Annotated in this window: 19 protein-coding genes; 15 read left to right on the top strand and 4 right to left on the bottom strand. The window is 30.4% G+C overall.

Features of this window, described 5'->3' with window-relative positions:
- Nucleotides 1-104: 104 nt before the first annotated feature.
- Complete coding sequence (locus GQR95_RS13715; RefSeq protein WP_159023694.1) at nucleotides 105-755, bottom strand: RNA polymerase sigma factor; 651 nt, start codon at nucleotides 753-755, stop codon at nucleotides 105-107.
- A gap of 225 nt (nucleotides 756-980) precedes the next feature.
- On the opposite strand from GQR95_RS13715, the gene GQR95_RS13710 reads away from it, so the two are divergent.
- The 14 genes from GQR95_RS13710 (at nucleotide 981) to GQR95_RS13645 (ending at nucleotide 22,125) form a co-directional block, all read left to right on the top strand.
- Nucleotides 981-2,165: a FecR family protein gene (locus tag GQR95_RS13710; RefSeq protein ID WP_159023693.1), complete on the top strand. Its 1,185-nt coding sequence runs from the start codon at nucleotides 981-983 to the stop codon at nucleotides 2,163-2,165.
- 165 nt (nucleotides 2,166-2,330) lie between these two features.
- Nucleotides 2,331-5,618: a SusC/RagA family TonB-linked outer membrane protein gene (locus GQR95_RS13705; RefSeq protein WP_159023692.1), complete on the top strand. Its 3,288-nt coding sequence runs from the start codon at nucleotides 2,331-2,333 to the stop codon at nucleotides 5,616-5,618.
- Nucleotides 5,619-5,642: 24 nt separating this feature from the next.
- Entirely contained in the window at nucleotides 5,643-7,169 is a 1,527-nt protein-coding gene (locus tag GQR95_RS13700; protein WP_159023691.1) for a RagB/SusD family nutrient uptake outer membrane protein, read from the top strand.
- 282 nt (nucleotides 7,170-7,451) lie between these two features.
- Nucleotides 7,452-9,077 carry a metallophosphoesterase gene (locus GQR95_RS13695; protein WP_159023690.1) on the top strand — a complete coding sequence of 542 codons (1,626 nt, stop codon included), beginning with the start codon at nucleotides 7,452-7,454 and terminating at the stop codon, nucleotides 9,075-9,077.
- 268 nt (nucleotides 9,078-9,345) lie between these two features.
- Entirely contained in the window at nucleotides 9,346-9,906 is a 561-nt protein-coding gene (locus GQR95_RS13690; RefSeq protein ID WP_233265937.1) for an RNA polymerase sigma-70 factor, read from the top strand.
- Nucleotides 9,907-10,036: 130 nt separating this feature from the next.
- Nucleotides 10,037-11,209: a FecR family protein gene (locus tag GQR95_RS13685; protein WP_159023689.1), complete on the top strand. Its 1,173-nt coding sequence runs from the start codon at nucleotides 10,037-10,039 to the stop codon at nucleotides 11,207-11,209.
- A 199-nt stretch (nucleotides 11,210-11,408) separates the two neighbouring features.
- Nucleotides 11,409-14,336: a TonB-dependent siderophore receptor gene (locus tag GQR95_RS13680; protein WP_159023688.1), complete on the top strand. Its 2,928-nt coding sequence runs from the start codon at nucleotides 11,409-11,411 to the stop codon at nucleotides 14,334-14,336.
- Nucleotide 14,337: 1 nt separating this feature from the next.
- Nucleotides 14,338-15,582, top strand: a complete 1,245-nt coding sequence (locus tag GQR95_RS13675; protein WP_159023687.1) for a DUF4876 domain-containing protein — start codon at nucleotides 14,338-14,340, stop codon at nucleotides 15,580-15,582.
- Between the two features lie 28 nt (nucleotides 15,583-15,610).
- Nucleotides 15,611-17,149: a DUF6850 family outer membrane beta-barrel protein gene (locus tag GQR95_RS13670; protein WP_159023686.1), complete on the top strand. Its 1,539-nt coding sequence runs from the start codon at nucleotides 15,611-15,613 to the stop codon at nucleotides 17,147-17,149.
- Nucleotides 17,150-17,212: 63 nt separating this feature from the next.
- Nucleotides 17,213-18,529 (top strand): pitrilysin family protein, encoded by a 1,317-nt coding sequence (locus GQR95_RS13665; protein ID WP_159023685.1) that lies wholly within the window; start codon nucleotides 17,213-17,215, stop codon nucleotides 18,527-18,529.
- 9 nt (nucleotides 18,530-18,538) lie between these two features.
- Complete coding sequence (locus GQR95_RS13660) at nucleotides 18,539-19,987, top strand: pitrilysin family protein (RefSeq protein WP_159023684.1); 1,449 nt, start codon at nucleotides 18,539-18,541, stop codon at nucleotides 19,985-19,987.
- Between the two features lie 36 nt (nucleotides 19,988-20,023).
- Nucleotides 20,024-20,911 carry a ChaN family lipoprotein gene (locus GQR95_RS13655; protein WP_159023683.1) on the top strand — a complete coding sequence of 296 codons (888 nt, stop codon included), beginning with the start codon at nucleotides 20,024-20,026 and terminating at the stop codon, nucleotides 20,909-20,911.
- A gap of 109 nt (nucleotides 20,912-21,020) precedes the next feature.
- Nucleotides 21,021-21,710, top strand: coding sequence for a hypothetical protein (locus GQR95_RS13650; protein ID WP_159023682.1), 690 nt, complete (start codon nucleotides 21,021-21,023; stop codon nucleotides 21,708-21,710).
- A gap of 13 nt (nucleotides 21,711-21,723) precedes the next feature.
- On the top strand, nucleotides 21,724-22,125 hold the full coding sequence (locus GQR95_RS13645) for a hypothetical protein (RefSeq protein WP_159023681.1): 402 nt from the start codon (nucleotides 21,724-21,726) through the stop codon (nucleotides 22,123-22,125).
- Nucleotides 22,126-22,281: 156 nt separating this feature from the next.
- Here GQR95_RS13645 and GQR95_RS13640 read toward each other — a convergent pair whose 3' ends face one another.
- Nucleotides 22,282-22,677: a hypothetical protein gene (locus GQR95_RS13640; protein WP_159023680.1), complete on the bottom strand. Its 396-nt coding sequence runs from the start codon at nucleotides 22,675-22,677 to the stop codon at nucleotides 22,282-22,284.
- Nucleotides 22,678-22,829: 152 nt separating this feature from the next.
- On the opposite strand from GQR95_RS13640, the gene GQR95_RS13635 reads away from it, so the two are divergent.
- A complete protein-coding gene (locus GQR95_RS13635; RefSeq protein ID WP_159023679.1) occupies nucleotides 22,830-23,825 on the top strand; it encodes a hypothetical protein in 996 nt (331 codons plus the stop codon).
- Between the two features lie 67 nt (nucleotides 23,826-23,892).
- On the opposite strand, the gene GQR95_RS13630 is transcribed toward GQR95_RS13635, so the two are convergent.
- Both GQR95_RS13630 and GQR95_RS13625 read right to left on the bottom strand, forming a co-directional pair.
- Nucleotides 23,893-24,528, bottom strand: a complete 636-nt coding sequence (locus tag GQR95_RS13630; protein ID WP_159023678.1) for a response regulator transcription factor — start codon at nucleotides 24,526-24,528, stop codon at nucleotides 23,893-23,895.
- A complete protein-coding gene (locus GQR95_RS13625; protein ID WP_233265936.1) occupies nucleotides 24,525-26,501 on the bottom strand; it encodes a tetratricopeptide repeat protein in 1,977 nt (658 codons plus the stop codon). Before GQR95_RS13625 ends, GQR95_RS13630 begins: the two co-directional genes overlap by 4 nt.
- Between the last annotated feature and the right edge of the window lie 17 nt (nucleotides 26,502-26,518).

The raw sequence follows: 26,518 nt of genomic DNA, 5'->3' as shown, positions 1-26,518 counted from the left end.
TTTGTGCTGTATTAATTTAATATTTAACTCAAATTTAGATTTAAACAACTTGTTGTCTTTAAGTTAATGTATTTAGACTAGAAAGCGATATAATCTCTGAAGTCTTATTTAAGCAGTCCTACAAGAATTAAGATTTCAAGAAAAGTTTTAAAAGAATTAGAGCTTGTACCTATAAATGCTTTTGTCTGATCTTGTACTAAACAGAGTACTTTTTTGTAATGCGTTCTCACTACCTTTTCGCTTACTCCAAATGTTTTAGAAGTCTCTTTTACAGAGTTGTTGTGTTCCCAAATAGTTTTAAATATATCTTGTGTTAGTTTTGGGAAATTTACCAAAACACGGTCTATCATGTCTAGCATATCTTTTACTTGTATATCTTCAATAATATGTAAGTAACTATCTTCGTTTTCAATAGTTTCTAAAGCAAAATCAGAGCCTAAAAATTTAGAAGCAGACGTACGCAGATAATCTAGCATTCTATAAGTAAAGTAGTGTATTAAATATTTTCTTGCAACTCCAAATTCATCTGTTTTAATAGCATGTGGTTTAGACCAAAAAATAACCCAGAAATTTTGCACAATATCTTCAGCAAGATCTCTATTTCCTGTGCGCTTAGTAGCCCAGTTTAATAATAATTTGGCATACTTATCATAAAAGACTTTAAAAGCTTTTTCGTCTTTATCATCATAAATAGCTAAAAGTAAATCCTGATCTGAACGATGCATGTGTTGGTTGTTCATTATATGTACAAACATAATATGTTTTTCAAGCTTAAATTTTGATAGGTAGATTAATAAAATGTTATCAAAGGGAGCGAATAAACATGATTTTTAGAGTTTTTTAACTTTATTTTGTTTTTAACTAATTGGTTTTGTGTGTTTTAATAGGCGTAACATTTTGTTAATGGCTTTAGAGGGAAAAAAATAAGTGTTGGAAACGATATATAGATGAATGCCTAAAAGCAGAGAACTCTTATATAAATGAAGGACACTAATAAAAGAAAATGGTTAGAATTAATTTGGGTAACCAAACTATTAGAACGCTATTTTAATGATCGTGCTACTGAAGAAGAAAGACATCTGGTTAATAGTTGGACTCCAGAAGAAATAGGAGCAGCAACGTCCGAAAATTTAGAACCAGATGCAGATACCGAAAGACTTTGGGAAAGTATAGTTACAGAACTTAATTTAAATACACACACTCTTAAAAAGAAAAAGTTTCAGCCAAATATCTATGCGGTTGCTGCTTCGGTTGTATTATTTATTTCTGTAAGTGTTATGCTTCTTAAACATACGACTACACCAGAATTTATTCAGCCTATAGAAAAAATAGTAGATTCTAAATCTATTCTAGCAGGTACAAATAAGGCCATTTTAACGTTAGAAGATGGTACAGAGGTTGTATTAACAGATCAGACAAATTATAAAACAAATCAGGTAGAAAGTAATGGTGAAAAAATTATTTACAATACAGCATCATCTCATCACGATACCGCATCTATTCCAGAAATTAAATACAATTATTTAACCGTTCCTAGAGGTGGTCAATATTTTGTTAAACTAGCAGATGGTTCTGAAGTCTGGCTAAATTCAGAATCTCAATTAAAATTTCCAACCGCATTTATAGAAGGTAAAACACGACAAGTAGAATTGGTTTATGGCGAAGCTTATTTTGATGTGTCTTCGAGTAAAAAACATGCAGGCGCTAAGTTTAAAGTTTATAATAAAAATCAGAGTGTCGAAGTTTTAGGAACAGAATTCAATATTAAAGCTTACAGAGACGAATCTAAAATTTATACCACGTTAGTAGAAGGAAAGGTTGTGGTAGATTCTAAAAACAATCAAAAAGATTTAATTCCAAATCAAAAACTCACACTAGACTTATTAAATAATAATGTAACGGTTCATACTGTAGATGTGCAATCTGAAATATCATGGCGAGATGGAGTCTTTAGTTTTAAAGGCGATGCTTTAAAAGATATAATGAAAGTAATTTCTAGATGGTATGATATAGATGTTCAGTTTGAAAATAAAGATCTTGAAAACATCAAGTTTAAAGGTGTATTAGGAAAGCAACAAAATCTTACACAAATATTAGAAACAATTAAAACCCTAAGTATAATTAAAAGCTACAATTTATATGATAAAACCCTCATTTTGAAATAAAAAAAAAGTAAAGGGAATTAAGTTAAGACCGTGCAAAGTAGAAACTCTATTCCCTTTTTTAAACCCTAATCAATTAAAAATTCTAATCAATTAATTAACAAATTTATGAAAATTAAATTAAACAGTATTCTCTTTAGTTTTATAAAGAGACTTATGCTAAACATTATGAGAACATTACTTTTTTTATATGTTTCAGTCATTTTTGGTTTTACGCCAACAGACGTGTTATCTCAGAATCCAGAAATCTATATTGAATCCGAAACAACATTAACGGTAGATCAGGTTTTTGAGCTCATTATGAAACAGACAGATTACAAGTTCATTTATCAGGAAAGTTTATTTAAAGACCTTCCAGAAATTAATGTTAAACAGGGCGTACAACCCGCAAACGACTTATTAAATAAAAGTTTATCTCAAGGCGATTTTGAAATTCAGCTAGAGGCCAATAATACTGTTGTGGTAAAGAAGAATACAAAACGAAAACAACAACAACAAATTATTATTTCTGGAGAAGTTTTAGATGAAGCCAATATGCCTTTACCAGGTGCTATTGTTATTGAAAAAGGAACCAGTAATGGTGTAACTACAGACATAGACGGTAAGTTTACACTTAATGTTAGTAGTAATAATGGTAAAATTTTAGTCTCTTATTTAGGATATTCAACTAAAGAAATAACCTTAAATGGAGAAACCAATTTTTCAATAATTCTTAATGTAGATGCTGCAGGTTTAGACGAAATTGTAGTTGTGGGTTATGGGAGAAAAAAGAAATCAGAATTATCTTCATCTGTATCCATTATCTCTCAAGAGGAATTAGAAAGTTCAATAAGTTCTACAAGTATTCAAGATGTATTACAAGGAAGAGTTCCTGGGGTGCAAATATCTGGAGGTAGTGGAGATCCTGGGCAAAGTGCTTCTATGGTTATTCAAGGTATGGGATCTTTAGAAGCAGATAGTTCACCTTTAACCGTTGTAGATGGTATTATTGGTGGGCAATACGACCCTAAAGATGTTAAATCAATTTCTATTTTAAGAGATGCTGCAGCTACAGGACTTTATGGATCTCGTGCTGCAAATGGTGTTATTGTTATTACAACTAAAGACGGAAAAGCAGGAGAATTTAAAGTGTCTGTTAATAGTACATTCGGACCAACTTCTAATTGGGACGATAGAGTAGAAGTATATGATGCAGAAGGATTATACGGGCAATGGTCTACAGCGATGGAAAACTTATACAACATAAGAGTGTCTGAGGGGAATACAGATTTTACCAGTAAAACGTTCGAAGAATATAGGAATAGTGTTGTGCCAGAAAGTGCTTTAGATTACACATCTAATTGGACAGATTTACTTTTACGTACAGGATCTTTAAATCAAACCCAAGTGTCTATGTCTGGAGGTTCAGACCGAACCACGTTTTATGTTAGTGCTTCTTTAAACAGAGAAAAAGGAACAGCATTAGATACGTATAATAATCAATATAATTTTAGAGGAAATCTGAGTCATAAAATTTCAGATAAATTAACGACTAATATTAGAATGACGGCTCAATACGGCGAAAAATCCGAATTTAATTGGCCAAGTCCTTATACTCAAGCTTATCAAAATGTGCCTTTAGATGCTGCATTTTTGCCAGATGGTGTGACGCCATCTCCTGCTATGGATAATAGTATAGTGCCTATTTGGTATCGTGGTACAGGTGTAAATTATATGTTAGAAAGAGAAGAGTCTGAGAATAGTAAAAAATATTGGGGCACAACTTTAATGTTCGAATTAGATTATGAAATTACAGACTGGGCAAGATTTAATACATCTAACAGAGTTGAATTAACAGGATCAGATCATTCCAAGTATTATTCTAATATGACATGGGTTGGTTATAATTATGACGGATATATGGAATGGGTGTATACGTATGGTTTAGGAGCTATAACGTCTAACACCCTGCATCTTAATAAAAGTTTTGGAAACCATAATTTTAATGCCATTTTAGGACAAGAATATAATTATGATCAAACACGTTTTGTAGATGCTGTAGGTACAGGAATTGTAGGAGACATGACGGCTTTAAGCTCTGCCGGTAGTGCTAGATCTGTGAGTGGTGATTTGGAAGAATCAGGGTTTTTATCCTATTTCGGACAGTTAGATTACGATTACAAAAACAAATATTATTTAGTAGGTTCATTAAGGCGTGATGCATCTTCTGTATTTGGAGAAAACGACCGTTGGGGAACGTTTTATTCAATAGGAGGTAGCTGGTTGGTTAATAAAGAAGATTTTTTAAAAGATACCGATTCTTGGCTTGATTTATTAAAAGTAAGAATGAGTTATGGTACTACAGGAAACGCAAATATTGAATCTTATTTGTCTATGGGTACATATTCTTTTACAACATCTTCAAGTTACGACGGAAATTCTGGTGCTTGGCCATCGCGATTACCTAATCCAGATTTAACTTGGGAGACGGCTCGTAAATTCAATTTAGGTTTAGATATCAGTGTCTTAAACCGTGTGTCTTTAGAGGTGAACTATTATAACCGTATAAATGAAGATTTATTACAATCTGTACCTTTAGAAGCAACTACAGGATTTACAAGTCAGGTGCGTAATATTGGATCTATTCGTAACCGAGGAATAGATTTATCTTTAGTTACTAACAATATTGAAGGTGAATTTTCTTGGAAAACAAATTTCAATTTTAATATTAATAGAAATGAAGTTTTAGAATTAGATGGCGGAGAAGATATTATTGATGACGGTATGATTATTAGAGAAGGTCAGTCTTTAAGAAGTTTTTACCTTCCAGAATATCAGGGTGTAGACTCGCAAACTGGAGCTCCAATTTATACACGATGGGAAGATGCAGACGGAAATAAAATTAATGGAAACGAAACAGATACACCTGCTTTAGTAACGACTACAAATTATCAGTCTGAAGCGAGTTATATAGCGACATCTTCTGCTTATCCTAAAATGACGGGTGGTTTTGCTAACTATTTCAAGTACAAAAACTTTCATTTAAATGTTTTAACAAATTTTGCAATAGGACAAACGGTTTACAACTATGTAGATTGGAATGCTAGTGATTTTAGCACAAACAGATTCAAACTTACAAAATGGCAAGATTTAACACGATGGGAAAGTCTTGGAGATCATGCAGATATACCACAATTAATTTATGGAGATACTTATAATTTTAGCGGAACATCGTCTTTTTACTTAGAAGATGCTAGTTATTTGAAAATTCAGAAAGTAACTGTAGGTTACACATTTCCAAATAATTTTTTAGGTGTATTTAAAACCTTTACTGTTAATGCATCAGTAGAGAATTTAGCAATTATTACGAATTATACTTTTGGAGATTCAGATGTAAGTTTCGAGTATCCTTTTACAGATTCTTCACGTTATAGTCCTACAAGAAAGTTCTTATTAAATTTAAATTTCACCTTCTAATTCTAAACAATAAAAAATAATATTATGAAAATTATTAAAACATTTATAATCAGTGTATTTGCTTTGTTTTTAGGAGCATGTGCAGAAAACTCTATAGATTTCGACCCTATTAGTCAAATCACAACAGAACAAGTTACCGGTTCTTTAGAATTACTAGAAAATGCTGTTATTGGTAATTATGCCTTTTTAAGTTTAGCCGAAGGTAAATATGGTTATGATAGAACCCGTTACGATGTTACAGAATATATGAGCGACGATGTTATTCTTAACCAATGGAGTGGAAATGATTTTTCTTATTCTTTAACCTATCAGCCAACTTCAGCATCAGAACGCTCACAAGATTTCTGGCAATATTCTTACCGTGCTATTTACTCTATAAATGTAGTTAATGAAGGTTTAGATGCATTACTAGATTTAACTTCGGAGGAGATTGAACAAAGAGATCAGTTAAAAGGAGAAAATACATTTCTTCGTGCCATGTTTTATTTCGATTTGGTACGCGTATACGGAAGGCCATACTCTAACGATAGTCCTGAAACTAATTTAGGTGTACCATTAACGAGTTCTTCTATAGAAAATGAAGGACTTGCAAGAGCTACAGTTAAAGAAACTTACGCGTTTATTGAACAAGATTTATTAGATGCTGTGAGTTTATTAAATGAAAGTAAAATAAATATTTATGTCTCTAAAGAAGTTGCTTATGCTGCACTTTCTAGGTTGTATTTGTTTATGGAAGATAATGATAAAGCTATTGAATATGCAGATAAAGTGCTAAACTCAGGACGATATGAATTACTAAACCAAACTAACTATGTAAAATATAATACTTATGAGCCAGAAATGGTTTCTGAAACTATTTTCGCTGTTAAAAGATTAGAAACAGATAATGTAGGTAGATACATGATGGGTGGTATGATGCATGGTGATGGTGGTTATGGTCAGATTATGATATCTTCATCTTACATGGATTTATTATTTAAGAATCCAAATGACTTGAGAATTAACTTTATCGATCCACAGTTTGAGTTAGATAGCGATGGAAATAAAATTGAAGATCCAGATAACGTATACTACGGATATAAGGTTTTAGAAAATTCTAGTGTGCCTGAATATTGGACTCTAAAATTAACGTATCAAGACGATGTTCCTATGTTAACATCTCCAATTTATTTTAGACTCGCAGAAATGTATTTAATAAAAGCAGAAGTTTATGCTAAAAATGGTCAGGATAATATGGCTTTAGATATGGTAAATGTTATTAGAGAGCGTGCTGGATTGTCAGGAGATCAGTTATTTAGTGCGAGTAATCTTCAGGGATATAATTCTGTATTAGATGTTGTTTTAGACGAAGACCGTTTAGAGTTCGCTCACGAAGGACACCGTACACATGATGTATTTAGAAATAAGAAAACAATGGATAGAAGTTATATGTCTTGGCAAGGTTGGTCAGGACCGAGTTCTATTCCTTATACATCTAATCGCATATTGCATCAAATACCAGAAGTAGAAATGTTAAAAGATGAAAATCTAATACAAAACCCGACTTATTAATTACAAATATATTTGAGTTTAAAATTTGCACGTATTATGTAATAATACGTGCAAATTAATTTAATACTAAACGGAAATAGAACTTGTGTTTTCTAGGTAAATTAATTTAAAAAACAAGTCAAATATTGCGAGGTTAATTTAATGTTAGGTATGTTATTAAACCTTTACCAATCTAAAAACAGATAGGGGCAAAGCATTTTTTTGATACTTAATAATAAAGCATAGCAGGGTTTTGTATCACGTCTATCTTAAAAATATATAATTTTCATTTATTCAGAAATTATGATTAAAAAAAGTACCTTTTTATTAATGCTACTGTTCTCAGTATATTCTTTTTCACAGACTGCTGTAACAGAAACAGTTTCTAAAACGTCTGCTGCAGTTGTAGTACAACGCGGACCTTATCTACAGAGTGGCTCGCCAACATCTGTTATTGTAAAATGGAGAACAGATGTGCCAACGGCATCGGTTGTAAATTATGGCACAGCATTGGCTTCTTTAAATATGACTGAAACAGATGCAGAATTAAAAACAGAGCACGAAGTCTCTTTATCTGGTTTAACACCAAACACTAAATATTATTACAATGTAGGTAGCCAAACAGGAGTGTTATCAGAAAGTGTTTCTGGAAATATGTATGTGATTACGGCTCCTAAATCAGGAACAGATCAGTTTGTTCGCGCATGGATTTTAGGAGATCCCGGAACAGCTAATGCTTTTCAAAGAGAAGTGCGTGATGAGTATTACAATTATGTTGCTAAAGATTCTGTAAATACTGGCAAAACAGATATGATGTTGTTTTTAGGTGATAACGCCTATAATACAGGAACAGATGTCGAGTATCAAGAAGCTTTTTTTGATGTGTATAGCGAGATGTTCAAGAAATCTGTAGCTTGGTCTTGTTTAGGAAACCATGATGGATATTCCGCAGATTCAGATTCACAATCAGGTCCGTATTACGACATTTTTACTTTTCCTAAAGCAGGAGAATCTGGAGGTACAGCATCGGGAACAGAAGCATATTATTCTTTTAATTATGCAAATATTCACTTTATAATACTAGACTCACATCATTCAAATCGTGAGGTTGGTGCACCAATGTATAAATGGGCACAAAACGATATTCAAAATACAACACAAGATTGGATTGTAACTTTATTTCATCATCCAGCATATTCTAAAGGGTCTCATGATTCCGATTATGAAGACAGACTTATAGATATGAGAACAAACTTTATGCCCATGTTAGAGGCTAATGGGGTAGATCTTATTTTAAACGGACATAGTCATTCTTACGAGCGTTCTTACTTTTTAAATGGTCACCACGGATTTTCTAACACATTTAATCCTGCTGAACTTTCAAAAGGCGGACATACTGTTGGAGCAACTGGACACGGAGATGGAAAGGCAGATGGAGATGGTGTATACCAAAAAGATAAAGATACTGCAGAAGGCGCTGTGTATATTACTACAGGATCTGCAGGTCAGATATCTGGAGGAGACTTAAATCATCAAGCTATGTTTTTATCTTTAAACGAATTGGGATCTTGTGTTATGGAAGTTGAAGCAGATGGAAAAGGTGGACAAAATCTTAATATTAAGTTTGTAAGAGAAACGGGTGAAATTGATGATTATTTTAGTATTAATAAAACTGGAATTACACTTGCTAAACGTCAGGCTGTAGAAAAAGAACTAAAGTCGTTTCTTATTCCTGTTAATGGAATGATTAACGTTGCTATTGATAAAAATGAACGTCTAAAAAGGGTGAAGTTTTATAACAATGTTGGAACATTAGTAAAAAAGAGTAAAAAAGAAGAGATTAAAGTTAATGATCTTTCTAAAGGCGTATATATTATAGAAATTACAACAAATAAAACCACATATTTTAAATCTGTAAAAATAGATTAATTTTTTTTTAATTGTTATTTTAGATTCACCTCAATGCAATCCGTGATTATGGATCGTGTTGAGGTTTTTTTTATTTTAAATTATTTTAGTTTTAATACTCCAATAATTAACATCTTATCTTTTGTTAAATTAGCAAATAATCTATGTTTAAATGAATAAATGTTTTTAAAAACAACGTTTAAACTCTCAAAACATAAAAAAATAAAAGAGCTGTTTAAGTTGATTACTTTTTAAGTAGATTTGACTCCCTAATTTAATTATAAGCTCAGTGCCCAAGACAAAAGAAATTTATACTTTGTCCTTAAAGTCGTATAAAAATGTTTTTGATACATTATATAATTCGCTATGTCTTTTTGCTGAAAATTATGTCGATAATTTAGATGTTGCAAAAGATGTTGTGCAAGATGTTTTTATAAAGGTTTGGGAAGATAAAATTGAATTTAAAAACGAGATTGCTGTAAAATCTTATTTGTATACTTCTGTTAAAAATAAATCATTAGATTTTTTAAAAAGTAAACGCTTCAAATCAACAGAACATATGTCTGTTATAGAAATGGATAATATAAATAAAGACTCTTTTTATTTAAAAGAAGTTGTGATTGAGGAGGCGTCATCTAGAATAGAAGAAGCTATAAATACACTTCCACATAAGTGTGCTCAAATCATTAGATTAAGTATAAAAGAATTTACAAATGTAGAAATTGCTCAGCATTTAAATATTTCTATAAATACGGTTAAAGCTCAAAAAAAGATAGCTTATAAACGATTAAGACCACTGTTAAAAAACTACTTCGTTTTACTGGCTTTCGTCTTCGAGTCTTCCAATTAAAAAAGAACATTTCATCCCATATTCATTAATCTAAAATGTTAATATTTTACATCTTGATTAAAAAAAAATATTTTTTTTTAACCCTATCGTAATATTTTGTCGTCTTAGGTAAAAATAGTAGTCATAATTAATGGTAAAGTTTAATAAAATCATAATATTATCTAAGCAGATCGCTTCTCAGTTGTTAAAAGATGAAAAGCCTAAAGCGTTAGATGCTTCAGATGTCTTTTCAAAAGAAGAAAAAGAAGATATTCTAACAAGACTAACAGATAAATCTGCTATAGAATCTCGATTAGATTTAAAAACGAAGATTGATGCTAAAGCCGATTGGAACATTTTAAAATCGAAATTGGTTGTGCCTAAAAAAACATATTACTGGCATTATGCAGCTGCTGCAGCTATTGTATTAGGTGTACTAACAACAACCTACTTTTTAAAAGATAGTAGTTTGAACGAAAATCTTAATACACCTATAATTGTTGATAATCAAATAGAACCAGGTATAGATAAGGCCATATTAACATTAGAAAGTGGCGAAACTGTAGCACTTGTAAAAGACGTAAAGTACGCGGCTCAAAATGTAGTAACTAATGGTGAGGAAATTGTTTATCAAGACGATAATAATACCGAAACGACACCCCAAGAAGTAGCCTACAATTATTTAACCATTCCAAGAGGAGGACAGTTTCAAGTAACATTATCTGATGGTACTCATGTCTGGTTAAATTCAGAATCTGAATTAAAATATCCAGTACATTTTATAAAAGGAAAACCACGTTTGGTAGAGCTTGTTTATGGAGAAGCTTATTTTGATGTATCTCCAAGTACAAAACATAATGGCGCAACGTTTCAGGTTATAAATAAGCAACAAACTATAGAAGTACTAGGTACAGAATTTAACCTGAAAGCATATAAAGAAGAGGTAAATGTGTATACCACTTTGGTAGAAGGTAAAGTTAAGGTGAGTTCTGAACATAAAACTAAAAACTTAGTACCTAACCAACAATCTAATTTAAATATAGAAACCAATGCATTAGCGATAACAGCTGTTGATGTCTATAACGAAATAGCATGGAAAGAAGGTGTTTTCAATTTCGAAAATAAACCGCTTAAAGATATCATGACAGTGCTGTCTAGATGGTATGATATTGATGTTACTTTTGAGAAGAAAGATTTAGAAACTCAAAAATTTATTGGGTCGTTAAAAAAGAATTATAGTATAGAAAGTATACTAACTATTTTACAAACCGCAAACATTATCAATTCTTTTGAAATTAATAAAAAATCGGTAATTATAAAATAACACTAAAGTCTTAACAAGATTAGGAGTGTAATAATAAAAAAGGAGAGATAGTTTAAACCGCCAAGCTCAAGACTATCTCTCCGCAATACAATATCAATCAATTAAAAAAAGGTTTAATTAACTAATAATTTACAAATTAATGAAATTTAAATTAATTAGTGCCTCTTCTGTATTCAGGAAAGGTATCTTAAACTGTATTATGCGAATATTTATATTCTTTTTTTGTGCTACAATGTTTGGTTCCAACCATGTGAGCTCTCAAAATGCTGAAATTAATATTAATGAAGACAAAGTCGTAACTGTAGATGAGGTTTTTAAAATTATTAAAGCACAATCGAGTGATTACATGTTTATTTATCCAGAAAAATTATTCGAATCTTTTCCTAAAGTGCAATTGAAAAAGGGAATTATTAAGGTCGATAAACTTTTAGATTTAGCGTTATCTAATGGAAATGTAAACATTACGATAACCGAAAATAACATCATCTTAATAAAAGAAAAATCTAAAAACGAAAAGCGGACACGAAAAGTTTTTAATGATAAGGTAGACATTAAAGGACACGTATTCGATGTTAATCAGCAACCCTTAGCCGATGTAAATGTTATTATTTCAGATTTAAATATCGGAACATTTACAAATATAGATGGTGCGTTTTCTATGGAACTGCCACACAAAAATTTTCATATTAAATTAAGTCTTATTGGCTATAAAGCTGAAGAGGTAGATTTAGCTTCAATTTCAGATCTATCTAACATTACAATTACCTTAAAAGAGGATTTGTTAAGTTTAGATGCCGTTGTTGTAACAGCAAAAAAGACAGAAAGTAGAGAAGGGACTTCAACTTATAAAATAGAAAGTCAGGCTATTAAGCAAGTTCAGGCCATGAATTTATCTGATGTGTTAAGTCTACTTCCAGGAAATAAAACAGAGCAAGTCAATTTAACAGATCCAAAACAAGCTAGTATACGTAGTGCAGTAACCTCAGATGCTAATTCATTCGGAACAGCAATTATTATAGATGGAGCTGCAATTAGTACAGATGCTAATATGCAAACCAAAAACTCGTCTTCTTTAGACGGAGGAAAATCTGTTGTTGCAGGTGGTGTAGATTTAAGAAGCATAACATTAGCCAATGTAGAATCTGTAGAAGTTATAGCAGGTGTAGCTTCTCCAAAATATGGAAATCTATCTTCTGGAGGTGTTTTAGTAAAGAGTAAAGTAGGGAAGTCTCCTTATATTGTATCGGCAAATGTATCATCTACAAATTATCAAACATCTGTAGCTAAAGGATATGAATTAAACGATTATGGGGTTTTAAACTCAGATTTTTCATTCGCATATTCTTCAGGATCACCTACAGAGCGAAAATTATTTTATAAAAGTTTTAATCTAGGTTTACGTTGGAAACTTCCTGTTTTTGAAGGTTTAGATTGGAATCATTTTACAGCGTTAAGAATTGGCCATTCAGACGATGGAAACAGACACGAACCAGAAGAGGTTTATAAAAATGAAGCGGATGTTAAAAGTACATCATACCAATTAAGTCTTTCTGGAGATTTTCCATCATCTGTTTTAGGAAAAATTAATTATAATTTTAGTGGGAGTTTAGTTAATCAGCATTCGTTTTACGATACTTATGTGCTTGATGGGCCTTATCCTATAATTGAATCTTTAGAAAGTGGTACGTATTCTACAGTATATACTCCAAATGCATTCGACCAAATAAGAGATATTAAAGGGCAACCTGTAAATTTTAACGGAATGGTTAATGCTTCTCAATATTTACATTTAGAGCATTTCGATTTTAATTTTGAAACCGGTATTCAATATACTTTCGATGATAATACAGGAAGTGGGCGAGTTGCTACAGGAAATATTGCACATTCCCAAGATATAGCGGGGAGTAGATCTACAACTTTTGAAAAAATACCAGCATCTAAAACATTTTCAGCGTATCATCAAACCGTTATTAAGCGTTATGGAGAATCTTCAAAACAACAACTTAATTTAGGAATTAGATACGATAATATGCTAGAACGCTATAATTTATGGTCTCCGCGTATGTCTTTTTCTACTAAGCATAATAATTTTACAGCTAGAGCAGCTTGGGGTGTTTCTTATAAAGCGCCTGCAATGGCTCAGTTATATCCAGGGAAATCTTATATAGATTATATTAATTTTCAATATTATGCAAATAATCCAGACGAGCGTTTAGCTGTGGTAACCACGTATGTTTATCAGCCTACAAACGAGCATTTAAAACCTAATTATTCAGATTTAAAAGAAGTTGGTTTTGATTGGTCTCCAGATTTTATGAATTTTAATTTCACCTATTTTAAAAAGGATTTAAGACGTGGTATTAATACAACTCCAGAATTATTGCTGCTACCTAAGACCGTTTATGAGGTTGTTAGTGCAGAAGAAGGTGTACAACCTATTATAGAGCCTACAGGAGAAGTTTATAATATTCCTAGAACAGTAAATGTTATGAAAAATAATTATTACGAATCGACTAACGGAATAGAAGTGACTTTAAACCCTAAAAGAATAAAAGAAACCAATACAGAGTTTAATTTTAGATATAGTTACCTAGAAAGTGTTGTAACAGATAAAGGATATAGTATAGATAAATCTGCATATGTTATTGGCGATAATTCTGTACGATATGGTGTGTATGAAAACGCATTAAATAAAGCCATTAGAAGTTTTGGAACGCTTACTTTAATACAACATATTCCTTCATTAAGATTTGTTTTAACGCTTTCTGCAGAATTAAACTTTAAAGAAAGCACTAAATATATAGGTACAAGTTTATATCCGTTTGCATATTATGATACTGATGGAAATTATATTGAGATTCCGGAAGAGAACAGAACAAATCCAGAATTTGCAGATTTAAAGAAAGATGAAAACACATATACCACAGTAGGAACTCCTTTTTATAGCAATTTTAATTTACAAATACGAAAAGAAACAAAACAAGGACATTCGTTTAGCTTTTACGCTAATAATGCGCCTTGGTATAATCCAACTTACAATTATTTAGGAAACCGAAGAAAACTCAATAATAAATTATCTGTAGGATTTAATATCACAATACTAATTAATAATAAATCAAATCAATAACATGAAAGAAACAATTTTAAAACGCGTAGGATTAACAAAATTATTAGCAATTTTTTTATTAACAACAGTAGTAATGAGTTGTAGTGATGATGATAGTGTCGCTAATTTAGGAAACTTACAAGTACAATTAGAATTAGCAAGTGAACTAAACGATATTTCTCTAGAAGGTATAGATGTTAGTATTACAAATACTGTAGATAATGCAACTTTAAGTTTAACCACAGATGCTAATGGTTCTGCATTATTTGATAATATTGCTATAGGAACCTATGCTGTTATAGCAAGCAATGTTACAGACGATTATACATTAAGTGGAACAGCAAATAATGTCTCTGTTACCATTCAGGAAACAGCCGTAGCAAATGTAGAGGTAAATGCTGTAAATTCTAATGGAGGTTTAGTTATTAAAGAAGTGTATTCTGCAGGATCAGGTTATATTACTTTATTTAAAGATTCTTTTGTCGAAATTTTTAATAATTCTTCAGAAACTTTATATGCAGATGGTATGTACATTGCAAATATTTTTGGAGATACCGGAATGTCTGGAGACACTGCATTATCTAGTGTTTTAACAGATAGTGATTATGTGTATACAGATGTAATGAGCCAAATTCCAGGAACAGGAGAAGATTATGCTGTACTACCAGGAAAAAGTATTGTTATTGCTTTAAACGCTGTAAATTATAAAGAAGGAAGTTTTACACCAGATACGCAGTTAGATAATACAGATGCGACTTTAGAACATTACTCAATAGATTGGCTAGAAGCTCAAGGCCGATTAGGAAATTCATTTTTTGAATTAGATAATCCTGCAGTACCAAACATGACTAATATTTATATGTTTGATGAAACAAATTTCTTTAGATTAATTACTTCATCTGCAAGTGTTGTTTTAGTAAGTAACGAAGCTTCTTTTTCAGATTCAGATATTGTAGATTATACAGAAACTGGATCTACATCAACTTATAAATTAATGAAAATCTCTGTAGATGAAGTTATCGATGCAGTAGATATTTTAGATAATTCTGGAGCTTCAGAATTTAAACGTATTCCAAGTGCTTTAGATGCTGGATTTACTTATGTTAATGCAGATGGAGCAATTTCTTATACAGGATTAAGTTCAAGAAGAAAAATTGACGAAGTAGCTTCCGATCGTTTTGGTAGAACTATTTTAATAGATACAAACAATTCAACTGTAGATTTTGAAGCTATAGATTTTCCAGATAAATATGGTTACAACAACTAAAAAAACAAACCATTTAAAAATAGAGAGAATGTGTCTTACATTCTCTTTGTTTTTTTGTGTGTTGAATGTCTTTTCTCAAACAGTACCTAATGTAAATAATTTATCTGTTATTGAGAGAGATTTTCATTTCGAGCTTTTTGAGCAGAGGTATTTTGAAATACCCTCATTATTAAATCAATCTAACCTTAAAGCATTTTCTTATGGAGAAGTAAACTATTTATATTCTGAAGGCGCATTAAGAAACCCTCAAGATTATAAAAAACAGAATGGTTTATATCTAGAAACAGCATCACTACAGTCTTTAGAAAATACAAATTGGACATTGTTTGGTAGTTTAGAATATTTAAACACGAGAAAAGAAGATATAGAAAATAACTTAACTTATGGTATAACAGAAAATAGTTCGCCATACTATTTATTTCAAGAAACCACGGGTATATGGAATCATCAAGATTATAATTTCGAAGTAAGTGCAGCCAATACATTAAATTCTAGATTTACGTTGGGAGCTTATTTAAATTACGATACAAGTTTTTATTTCAGAAAAACAGATACAAGAAATGAGTTAACAGCCTTAAAAGTACAAGCTAAAGTCGCTCTAAGTTATAAATACAATATAAAACACACTTTTAGTTTAGCGTTAAGTAACGAGTTTTATAAAACAGATTCTGAATTGGGAAATAAATTTCCTGAAAACAATACGGCAACAACCGCGAATTATTATTTAAGTACAGGTTTAGGTTCTTACATAAAAAATATTGAGACTGGTTTTGAAAGTAAAAGAAATGTTCCCGAATTGCAATTGTATTGGTTTACTAAACAAGATGGTTGGGATGTGTCTGTAGCAAGTAATACGGAGTATGGTTTAGAACGTTGGACAGATAAAAACATTGTTAAGATTGAAGAGAATGAAGAGCTTACTAAGTATAGTTTTATTAAAGAACGAGTACAAGTTTTTTACAATAAATATCAAGAAGATAAATTACTTTCGGTTCATTTAGATGCAGAATATTTAAAAGGAAACGGTAAAGTTTGGCAAGATACTGGTGCCTTTTATTATAAAAACTTTACAACAACAAGTTATAATGTTAAAGCCGGGGCTGATATTTTATTTTATAATAAATTATTAAATAAAATAAGCTTAGGTCTAAACTATTATAATAAGAGTCAGTTAGATTTAAATTATGCCTACAAGTTTGATTTTCAATATTTAGATCCAAAAGTTTCTGTTGGCTTTAATAAAAGTATTTCTAATACATCAGCTTTTTTTGCAAACCTATCTGCTTCATATCATTTAGTACTAGATTTAGAACACGATCCTTTTGCTGCAAATAATATTTATGTAGACTGGATAGGGAATAAAATGGCCTATTTCTCAGAGATTGATACTTTTAATTTTAATACAAAGTTGGGTATTGATGTAAAATTAAGAAACAAAAATAAACTAGAATGTTCACTAAATACAGCATATACAAAAGCAACAAAATTACCAGTTAGTAACGAAAATTATTATTCTAATAGTGACGATTATCTAAGTTTAGTTGCAGGTCTTAAATTGTATTTTTAATACAACACAATCAAATTTAGTTAAACATTATTTATACATATAAAGTATTTTAAATTTTTAAAAATGAAACAAATTTTCAGCATTATCATTTTTTGTATTTCCTTATTTACTTGGGGTCAGAATATGGATAATATTCATTTAGAAGAATATAATTTAGCTAATGGTTTACATGTTATTCTTCATAAAGATGTAAATGAACCTAATGTAATTGTGGGAACAAAATATCATGTAGGATCTAAAAATGAGGAATTTGGACATACAGGTTATGCTCATTTTTACGAACATCTTTTATTTCATGGAACCAAAAACATACCACAAGGCGAGTTAGAGAATATTATATTTAATGCTGGCGGCTATTGCAATGCTTACACAAATTACGATGTAACATATTATTACCAATTACTTCCTGCTCACGAATTTAAATTGGGACTTTGGGTAGAATCGGAACGCATGATGCATCCTATAATTACACAAGAAGGAATTAACCGGGAGCGTGAAATAGTAAAAGAAGAAAGACGGATGCGCTACGACAGTAAACCGTTAGGAAACTCGTATTTCGATATGATGTCTAATATGTATAACTATACTACTTATGGACATAATATGATTGGTACTATGGACGATTTAAACAAGGCTTCTAAAACCGATTTCGATGCCTTTTTTAAAACCTTTTATATTCCAAATAATGCGTGTTTAGTAGTTTCAGGAAATATTAATATTGAAGAGACTAAGAAATGGATAAGTCTATACTTTAAAAATATTCCAAAAGGTAAAAAGATAAAACGACCTAAAACATTTAAAAAATCTTCTGGTCTTGTAAAGCATACAGACATGCGTATAAAAGGATTAAAAGATGAATCTATATTAATAGGATATCCGTTAATGTCTCAAAGCGATCCAGATGCTCCTGTTATGCAAATAATTACTTCTATTTTATCTGGTAATCGTAATTATTCTTTGTTAAATAAAAACCTAAACCTTGAAGATGATGCCATAATTAAGCATATAAGTGCTACTTCAGATTTTTGGGAAAAAGCGGGGACATTAAGTATTAATGCCAGTGTTACAACAAAGAATAGTGAAACGTATTTACTAGGAAAAATTGATGAACAATTAGAATTATTAAAAACAAAACCAATAGATTCTATTGTGCTACAAGAGGTGAAAAGTCAATTTATATCTGCTTATGTAGATTACTTTTATCATGCAGAAACCTTTGCCGACAAGGTTACTAATTATTATCATTTGTACAATAAAACTTCAGATATCAAGAATCTTTTAGAAAATTTTAATAACGTAACAAGTGATGATATTCTACGTGTAGCTAAAAAATATTTAGCTAAAAATAATCGTGTAATAATTGCGTATCACCCAGAATAATTCAATATAATGAAAACTATATATCTATTTATTTTAATTATTTGTTACAGTTTTTCTACTCGTGCTCAAGTAGATCGTTCTGTACCTCCAGAGGCAAATACTCCAGAAACATTAAACGTAGGTAAATTAATACCAATAACATTAAAAAATGGCCTTCGTGTATATTTAGCGCCGGTTCAAGATTATCCAAAATTCACTATATCTGTAAATATTGCATTACCAGGTTTTAATGAAGAAACTCGTTTAGCAGAAAAAAACATTTTAAACACGGCATATTCAAATAAACGATCAGAAAAGTATCCTAATCAAGAGATAGATTCTATTGTTAATTACCATGCAGCTATGTTAAATGCGAATATGTATGGTGGCACAATTAAAGGTTTGAAACAAGATATAGACATACTACTAGAAATCTATACAGATGCTTTATTACATCCCATAATTTCTAAACAATATATAAACGAAAAGTATAAAGTAGAACAGGAGAACGGTAAAAATAAAAAAGGAGTGTATAGAGAGCCGATAGAAGAGTTTTCTATAGATGCTATACAGGATTCATTGCTTTTTGGATCTAAAAAAAATAGTGTAGAAACTAAACAAAAAGTAAAACCTAAATACCAAGGTTTAACTATTAAAGATGTCGAAGATTATAAAAATGATAGAATTGTATCTAATAATGCATTAATTGTTGTGGTAGGAAATTTTTCGGAAGCAGAATGTAAAGCCTTAATGAACCGTTATTTTGGAACATGGAAATCTGGAGAATCTTATATAGAAAAAAGTCCCATAACTAAAAAAGTGTCTACAATTAAAAGTAGAAAAATAATAGTAAAAGATGTTCCCAATGCGGTACAATCTAAAATAACTTTTAAATGGCATTTAGGAGATGCTTACACGTATTTTGAAGACGATATTAAGCTTCAAGTTTTAAATAATATTTTTGGTGCAAGTCAACTGTCATATCTAAATAAAAATTTAAGAGAAGATAAAGGACTTTGCTACTATATAAAATCTTCTGTTGGTAGTTCTGCAGATGGCGGAACAGGTGCAATATATACAAGTGTAAGAAACAACCAAACAGCGTATGCTATAGAAAATATTATTTTAGAAATGTTACGCCTTAGAAATGAAAAAGTTAGTGCTTCAGACTTAAAAGTTGCAAAAAATAGTCTAATAGGAGAGTACACAAGATCTTTAAATCCCATTTCTCCAATTCCCTATATCACTTTTGCAATGCAGAAAGATTTATATAATTTACCAGACAATTATTTACAAAATAAAGTAGAAAAATTTTACGAAGTTTCTATTCTCGATATTATGAATATGTCTCAAAAATATATCGATCCGTTTAAGTGTGTTATCACTATTTCAGGTAAAGCTTCAGAATTAAAAGGAACGCTTGAAAAATTTGGAGACGTTATGTATTACGACCAAAATGGAAATAGAATAGAATTTTAATAGAATACCATATTTTAAACTTAAAATAAAAAAGGCATGAAACATATAATAACATTTATAATAATCTTACTACTATCTATAGTAAACTCCATAAATGCACAAAATAAACCAGTATATCAATTATTTAAAAATACAGGAGAAATAGTAAATTATGATAATATGGTTAAAGATCTTGCAAAAAGCGATATGGTGTTTTTTGGCGAATATCATTTTAATCCAATTTCACATTGGTTGCAATTAGAGGTAAGTAAAAGCTTATTTGAAATAAAAGGGAAAAACTTATTCTTAGGAGCAGAAATGTTTGAAAGTGGAAACCAATTAGTATTAAACGAGTATTTAAAAGGATTGTATACTGAAGCTAAAATGATTCCTGAAATGACGCAAATGTGGAGTAATTATAAAACAGATTATAAACCATTAGTCGAATTTGCTAAAGTGAACCAATTACGTTTTATAGCAACTAATATTCCTAGAAGATATGCGTCTTTAATTAATAAAAAGGGAATTGATGCCTTAGACGACTTAAGCCCAGAAGCACTTGAGTTAATTGGTCCAGATTTAAAAACATATTTCGATCCTACAGTTAAAGCCTATGCAGAAATGGCCAGTAATATGGGCGGACATGTACCGCCAAATATGTTAAACATGCAAACAGCTCAGGCTTCTAAAGATGCAACCATGGCACATTTTTCTCTTAAAAACTTTAACGAAGGAGATTTATTATTACACTTTGAAGGCTCGTATCATTCAAACTACAATCAAGGTATAATTTGGTGGATTAATAAAATTAGACTGGGTTTAAATATTAAGTCTATTACAACGGTTTTACAATCTGAGTGGAACAAGATGACTAAAGAAGATAAAGCTGAAATTGCAAATTATATTATAGTTGTTGTAGATAATATGACACAAACACAAAGCTAAATATCATCAATTTCTATGTTAAATTTAAGTAGTGTATCCAATATCCCTGAAAACGGTTATAAAAAAGTAATTGTATTGGCTCAACTTTGTATGTATAAAAAATATAATTATGGATTTTAAAACAATGTTACAATTACCTGTATTAGATACTAATGCTATTTTAAAAATACTTCAAGAAATTGCTGATATAGAACGAAAAGAAGATAGACCACAAATGCCACAAGTTTCTATAAGTACTTATTCAAGTAGTGCATCTGGTTTTTTTGTGACACATGACAAAGAAAAAAACATGATTTTATTGTGCGACATGTACGATCGTAAATCTCAATTTCAATATATAGAGTCGGGTTCTATTTCATCTATATCTATTAGTAATATTGATAAATATGGTTACCTTTTATCTGACGGAAAAATTCCTTTTACACCACATGCTAGTGAAATACCAACTGTACTTCAGCTTAAAAAAGACGTTAAAGCTTTAGAGTTAGAACTAAAAGATGCTTTAGAAAAAGAAATTACTATTTCTTATGTATATGAAGGCATTTCAGAAGATTTAGATAAATATTATGTTTCAAAAGTATTGTCTATATTAAAAGAAACGCTTTCTAATATAGCTGCAGATAATTTAGCTAAAGAAGCGTTTACAGAAGTTATTGAAACTGTTAATTTCAATTTAGGTACGGAAAATAAAACGACTTTAGAAAACGAAGTAATTTCTATAACTGTAGACATATCTAAAGGTTTAAAGAGCTTTCCTAAAGTAAAAGAATTACAAGCACAAATAGAAGAGCAATTGTAAAAACAAGAATATTATGAAAGAATTAAATGTAATTCAGCGTATAGAATTAAGAATTAAAAAAGACGAACATACAGAAGAGCTATTTAAGCTTTCGCAGTGTGATTATAGCTTTTCTTCAACATACTATCCAAACGAAGAACAAGAAAGAGGTCTAGATGTAAATTTATCTGGTGCCATGAGAAATGAGATGAGTACGCTATTTTTAGAATGGTTATCTCATAAACCAGGTGAGTGGTCTGGAAGTTTGAAAATTTATTATCAAAACCAAGAGCAACCTGTTGTTAGTTTTGTATTTGATAATGCTATAATTCATAATTATAGTCAGTCATTTTCAGAGAACAACGTACAGTCTCAAGATTATTACTTTAGTGCGATATTAACAGGTGTTGTTTTAAATGATGTAAAACTGAATTAAAGCCCATTAAAAAGTATCATATAAAAGCCTTTAAGATTAAATTCTTAAAGGCTTTTCTTATTTTCAATTGTATAATAATATTAAAGCATAAAAAAGGGAAAACGTATTAAGTTTTCCCTTTTTTATAGATAAATAGTGTGAGTTTAAATTCGTGTTCTATAAGTTGTTTTCTAAATATTCACGAATTACTAAATCTGTGTAATAACCACTGTGGTGACCTCCCCAACATGCAGTTAATGAAAACACACCATCTTCTAGTTTTAATTCTTTTTTGTCTTTAGCACCTTCATTTGGAATACAATATACTTCAATAGAATTTATACCTTCAGCTACTGCTTCTTTTCCCATTTCATCTTTACAAACTGTTTTTAAACCATCTGTAAGACGTTGTAAACATACACTTGGTACAAATTTTATAAAGTCCATTTCAAAAGTATCCCAGTTAATGTTAATAGGTAATTCTTTACCTACAATTTCATTAATTTCTTTTTGATAATTTCCTAAGTAATTATCTTCAATAGATTTTGCTGCTTTTTTTTCTTTTAGTCCCATGGGGTAAGTGTTTTTGTGAAATTTATAACCCAAAGGTAATAGAAGTTATTGTTAAAAAAAGAACTCTTTTAAGTGAATGTGCAAATTCACTGAATTCCGTGATATGATTATTCTCATGTAATTATAAATTTAGATATTTAAAAGAATAATTTATGAAAATAATAATTATTACAGGTGTTTGTTTACTTATCGTACTCTTTTTTGCAACGGGATGTACACGGTTATTTGGTGGCGTTTCTAAAGGGAAAGCTTCTGCTAATATAGAAACATATTTACAGCGAGAATATAATGGGAAACTTGCGTTTAGTCATTTAACTCGATTTTTTAATGCCGCAACTATGGATCCTAATATGTATGGTGTTCTTATCTATAATAAAGAAATTCCTGAAATTGAATTTTATACACATCTTAATGTAAAACATATATTGGTAAATGATACTTTACCAATGTATGCAAAATCAGACTCAAAGACTTTTAACGATTTATATAAAAATGCAGTAGAACAATACGAAACGAGACAGGCTGTTATAGCCGATTTTAAAAATGAAATTCCTGAAATAACGTTTTCTACAGAAGAAATAGATTTAAATTTTAATAGAGATTTAGAACCAAGTGAACTAGAAGATGTTGTGACTCGTTTTATAGATCGATTAAATCAATCTTTTGAAACATTAAATACAGGGTATCAATTTCGTTTACTCATTAAAATGGCTAGTCATCCCGATGGTTTTATTATAATTCCGTTAGATATTAAAGATAGTAAAAGATTTCAGAAACCTATGGTGTTATCCGTAAAAGCAGCAGGCTTTGAAAGTTTAAAGGCCATGATTTTAAACAACATACATGCTAAATTAGAGAAACCATATCCGTATTTTAAAGCCACCGAATACAGCAAGATTTATATGGATAAATCCACTTTGTCTAGAGGAGCTTGGGTACAATATCTCGAAGATAAGAGAATTGTTAATGATGGAAAAGGGAAGTGGAAAAATCCACAAACAGGACTTTATGTTGTATATTTTGATTTAGATACCAAATTTATTTATCGCGGAGAGTTATTAACCAATGAGAATGATAGCACGTCGTACCGTGAAGAACTAAGGAAAATTATAGGTACTATAGAAGCCGAGGGCATTCGAACTAAATAAAATAATTCTATTATACTTTTAATATAAGTAAAACGGCTTGAATATTACTATTCAAGCCATTTTCATATTAATCAAATAAACCAGATTCTATAGCATATTTTACGGCTCCGGTAGTGGTTTTAGAGCCTGTTTTTAAAAGAATATTTTTTCTATGTGTTTCTACGGTGTTTACCGAAATAAATAATTTTTCTGAAATTTCTTTAGAAGTTAACTCATCTCCTAAAAGGGATAAAACCTCTTTTTCACGAGGCGATAATTCTATATTTTTATATTTCTTACGTTCAAAAACACTTTCCATATAACGCTGTTTAATCACCTCCGAGAAATATTGTTCATTATCTAAAACAGTACGTACTGCTTTTTGTAATTCTTCTTTACTTGTAAATTTTGGAACAAAACCATCGGCTCCTTTTTGTATTACTTTATGTACTGTTCTGTGATTATCTAACATGCTTAACATAATAATTTTTACGTCACTATGTTTTTTCTTAATCTCTGTAAGTAGTTCAATACCATCCATTTTAGGCATGCTAATGTCACTAATAATTAAGCCTATTTCAAACTGATTTAATAATCTAATCACTTGGTTTCCTTCGGTAGCTAAATGCACTTGTCCAATCTCTTCCATATCACCTAATATGGTGTTTATGCCTTCAAGAAACATTAAGTGATCGTCTGCAATAATAATATTTGTTTTCTTCACAATTCTTTATTTATAGGAATATCTATCGTAATTGATGTACCGTGCCCCGGACTGCTATCAATCTCTAAAGAACCTTGTACTTTGTGAAGTCGTTCTTTAATATTACGAAGTCCTATTCCTGATTTTTTATTTTTTTGAAACCCTTTACCATTATCATTAATAACAATGTTTAAATGGTCTTGATGCCGTGTTAATTGTACATCTGCATTCGTGGCTTCGGCGTGTTTTAGAATGTTATTAATTAATTCTTGTACAATACGGTAAGCATCTGCTAAAAGCACTTCTGGTAATTGATCTATTTCTTCTTCTGGAAAGAAAAAAGTTTGAATATCTATTTGTGTTTTTTGTGTAATCTGATCTATAAAATCACTTAAAAAACTTGTAAATCCTATTTTAGAAAAAGAAAGCGGATGTAATTGATGCGACAAACTACGCACATCTATACACGCATTACCAATAGCTTTAGAAATTCTTTTAGATTGCGATTTATCTTGGTGGTTTTCTATATAATGCTCAAAAGCTATTTTTATACCAGCCAAATCACTACCAATTCCATCATGAATTTCTCTTGCTAGTCTTGAGCGTTCTTCATCTTGGCCTTCTTGATAACGCTCTATAACAGATAATTTATGATCGTTTATCATTTGATTAATTTTCTGTTTTGCATTTTCTTCCTGCTGCAAATTCAATTCTTTTTGCACACGTAAACGCTTAATATAAGACAATCTTAAGACTATTAAAGTGAGTAAAACAAATATAAATCCCGCTATTAAAACATTTCTAAAAAGACGTTGGCGCTTTACTTTAAGTTCTACTTTTTGTAATTCAGATTCGTTTAATTTTTTTTCTTTTTCTAAAAGTTGTATTCTGGCTTCTTTTAATTGCGTTTCGTAACGCTCTTGTATTTTAGCAACATACTTTTCTTTATCTAACGAGTTCTGGTCTGCGACGGTTGTAACTGCTTTTTGATAATATTCTAAAGCTTTTTTAAAATCTCCTTCATCTTCATAAAGTTGAGATAGGTTTTTGTAAATGTCTGAATTGTACCTTAATAAAGATTGTTTTTCTCCAATAGATAAAGCGCGCTGAAAATAATTTATTGCAGATTTTTTATGACCTAATTTAGTTTCGCATAAACCCAAATCGTTTAATACAATAGCAATATCAGATTTAAATTGAAGGGTTTCTAAAAGAGATAATGTTTTTCTTAAAGCATCTACACCTTCTTGATAGCGTCCTTCTTGCAATAACATTTGCGAAAGGTTAATGTTTACATAAGCTATAACGGCCTTGTTTCCTTCTTTTTCTCTGTATTCTAAAACCGTTTTATAGTGCTTTCTTGCTTGATCGAATTTACCTTCTTCTTTTAAAATATTTGCAAAATTAAAAAGTGTGGTAAGTACTCCATCATCATCTTGTAGTTCTCTAAAAAGATTTGCTGCACGATCTAAATTTTCTGCAGATTTCTTATAATCTTTTTGAAGTAAATACAACGTTGCAATATTTTGATATGCGTTTGCTTCTTCTTCTTTATTGTTTGTTTTTTCAGAGAAACTTAAGCTTTGCATATAATTATCAATAGCTTTGGGATATTCTCCTAAATTTTTATGTGCAGAAGCTAAAATGTTATAGCAGGCAGCCATACCTTTCTCTAATTCAAGCTTTTTTAGTAATGCTATCGTTTTATTTACATGCTTTATAGTGCTTGTATAATCGCCTGTAATATTACTTAAATTCCCTAAAGCATAAAGTGCTCTTACTTCTTGTAAATCTATTTTAAGTTTTTTACTTTCTTCAAGCCATTTTAAAGCAGCTTTTTTTGCTGTTTGCGGATTGGTTTGTACATTTTTTTGATAAACTTTAGTAAAAGAATCTAGAAGTGTTGTATTCTTTGGTGTTTGCGCCAGAGTCACATTACATATTCCTAAAAAAAGGAATAAAGTTAAAATTGTATATCTTCTAAATTGCTTCATCTATAAATAATGTAAAC

It is taken from the genome of Formosa sp. L2A11 (genome assembly GCF_009796865.1).
Taxonomy (GTDB): Bacteria; Bacteroidota; Bacteroidia; order Flavobacteriales; family Flavobacteriaceae; genus Formosa.
The sequence above is the reverse complement of the archived record's forward strand: the minus strand, read 5'-3'. Positions and strand labels throughout refer to the sequence as shown.

Excerpts from the sequence above, each read along its gene's own strand:
- GQR95_RS13715 (WP_159023694.1), bottom strand. The coding sequence starts at position 755 with ATGTTTGTACATATAATGAACAACCAACACATGCATCGTTCAGATCAG.
- GQR95_RS13710 (WP_159023693.1), top strand. The coding sequence starts at position 981 with ATGAAGGACACTAATAAAAGAAAATGGTTAGAATTAATTTGGGTAACC.
- GQR95_RS13705 (WP_159023692.1), top strand. The coding sequence starts at position 2,331 with ATGAGAACATTACTTTTTTTATATGTTTCAGTCATTTTTGGTTTTACG.
- GQR95_RS13700 (WP_159023691.1), top strand. The coding sequence starts at position 5,643 with ATGAAAATTATTAAAACATTTATAATCAGTGTATTTGCTTTGTTTTTA.
- GQR95_RS13695 (WP_159023690.1), top strand. The coding sequence starts at position 7,452 with ATGATTAAAAAAAGTACCTTTTTATTAATGCTACTGTTCTCAGTATAT.
- GQR95_RS13685 (WP_159023689.1), top strand. The coding sequence starts at position 10,037 with ATGGTAAAGTTTAATAAAATCATAATATTATCTAAGCAGATCGCTTCT.
- GQR95_RS13680 (WP_159023688.1), top strand. The coding sequence starts at position 11,409 with ATGCGAATATTTATATTCTTTTTTTGTGCTACAATGTTTGGTTCCAAC.
- GQR95_RS13675 (WP_159023687.1), top strand. The coding sequence starts at position 14,338 with ATGAAAGAAACAATTTTAAAACGCGTAGGATTAACAAAATTATTAGCA.
- GQR95_RS13670 (WP_159023686.1), top strand. The coding sequence starts at position 15,611 with ATGTGTCTTACATTCTCTTTGTTTTTTTGTGTGTTGAATGTCTTTTCT.
- GQR95_RS13665 (WP_159023685.1), top strand. The coding sequence starts at position 17,213 with ATGAAACAAATTTTCAGCATTATCATTTTTTGTATTTCCTTATTTACT.
- GQR95_RS13660 (WP_159023684.1), top strand. The coding sequence starts at position 18,539 with ATGAAAACTATATATCTATTTATTTTAATTATTTGTTACAGTTTTTCT.
- GQR95_RS13655 (WP_159023683.1), top strand. The coding sequence starts at position 20,024 with ATGAAACATATAATAACATTTATAATAATCTTACTACTATCTATAGTA.
- GQR95_RS13650 (WP_159023682.1), top strand. The coding sequence starts at position 21,021 with ATGGATTTTAAAACAATGTTACAATTACCTGTATTAGATACTAATGCT.
- GQR95_RS13645 (WP_159023681.1), top strand. The coding sequence starts at position 21,724 with ATGAAAGAATTAAATGTAATTCAGCGTATAGAATTAAGAATTAAAAAA.
- GQR95_RS13640 (WP_159023680.1), bottom strand. The coding sequence starts at position 22,677 with ATGGGACTAAAAGAAAAAAAAGCAGCAAAATCTATTGAAGATAATTAC.
- GQR95_RS13635 (WP_159023679.1), top strand. The coding sequence starts at position 22,830 with ATGAAAATAATAATTATTACAGGTGTTTGTTTACTTATCGTACTCTTT.
- GQR95_RS13625 (WP_233265936.1), bottom strand. The coding sequence starts at position 26,501 with ATGAAGCAATTTAGAAGATATACAATTTTAACTTTATTCCTTTTTTTA.